We start from the raw sequence: 1630 nt of genomic DNA, 5'->3' as shown, positions 1-1630 counted from the left end.
GGCTAAACATAAGGTCGTTGCACGTTTGCTACGTCTGAATTTCCTTCGGAAATTCCTCGCACGCAAACACGCAACTATTCTTATACAAACACGTTGCAATTCATTGTGCGACGATACTCAAAACGAAAAAAAGTTCATAAAAAGATTGATTAAACTAAATGATAAATTCTAGATTGATTTTAAGAAAATAAACTGATTAAAATTGAAACGGAAAGATTTGCCACTCAAACCGATTTCGAAAATTGAAACGGATAAAAAATCATTGAAACTCTAAAAATGATTGAGCAATGAAAACGGAAAACTCATTGAAACGCAGAAAGATTAACTGTACGATTTTGAGCAACGAAACTCAAAAAAGTTTTTAAAGATTAATTTTCGTAAAATGAGAAATTTAAGATTTAAAAAATAAAAGGATTTGAATAGCTAAACGCTGAATGAATATAAATTGATTTGAAAAAGGATAAATAAAATGATTGAAAAACAACGAAATTGCAACACTGCATATAATTCATTGCTAGGTTTTTGTCGTTTTACGACAAAATATCTTAAATTTAAACTTTGATTTCATTTACGATAAGTCTTACGACTTTATCGCAACGAAATCATATTCAAAATCGTTGTGCTTCATTATTAGAAACCGCTAACCAATGATAAAATTCTTTAGGAAAATTCGCCAAAACTTGCTCATGGAAAACAAAACTGGAAAGTATTTAAAGTATGCCATAGGAGAAATTGTACTTGTGGTTATTGGAATTTTAATAGCTCTTCAAATAAATAATTGGAATGAGAATTCCAAAGAAAGATATGTTGAACAAGAGTATCTCGTCTCTTTAAAGGAAGAATTTAATCATAATCTTATTGAATTAGATAGTGTTGTTAAGAGTAATACATTTAATCGGGATAATGCTGTAGAACTTTCAAACCTTATGGGACCAGATAGCCCAAGTATTACAGAAAAAGAATTTGCTGACTTGGCTATGAATATGACAAATTGGGAAGTACAATATCGTCCAAATCAAGCTGTATTAGATGAAATCATTAGTTCTGGAAAACTTACGGTTTTTAGCAATGATAAACTAAAATTTACTTTATCTTCTTACTATGGAAAACTGTATAAAGTTAAATTTCAGGAAGAAGAACATTCGGAATTAAGGCGTGACATAATTGCCCTTATGAACACTCAAGGTAATGTAAAAAAAATGTTGATTGGAGAACAATGGGAGGATTTTGGAATAGGTAAAAGTAAATTTAAACTTGGAAACCTTCACTTATTACAGTCTCAAGAATTAGAAAATCAACTCGTAGATTTCATTTTAACATCGAGATATCTAAACACTCATTACTATTCAGAATTAAAACAAGAAATTGATTTGGTTTTAGAATTGATTGATAAAGAATTATTAAAATAACGAAAGCACAACAACGTGTATAATTCATGCTCTACTTCTACTTCAATTAAAATTTAATATATTTAACAATATGATTTCCAACGACTGAAAATCCTGCGGATTCTCAATCGCACAAATCATACACAAAACCGTTGTGCTTCATTATGACCAACCAATAACCAATGATAAAATTTTTTAGAAAAATCAGACAAAACTTACTCTCTGAAGGTAAAACTGGAAAG

Annotated in this window: 1 protein-coding gene; it reads left to right on the top strand. The window is 29.6% G+C overall.

Annotated features, from left to right (window positions below; all coding sequences use genetic code 11):
- The first annotated feature begins 686 nt into the window (after window positions 1-686).
- Window positions 687-1409, top strand: coding sequence for a DUF6090 family protein (locus BM239_RS15225; protein WP_092210195.1), 723 nt, complete (start codon window positions 687-689; stop codon window positions 1407-1409).
- Window positions 1410-1630: the final 221 nt, after the last annotated feature.

This window comes from Algorimicrobium echini (assembly GCF_900115185.1).
GTDB classification, from domain to species: Bacteria; Bacteroidota; Bacteroidia; order Flavobacteriales; family Flavobacteriaceae; genus Algorimicrobium; species Algorimicrobium echini.
This window is presented reverse-complemented; position numbering and strand designations above follow the sequence as displayed.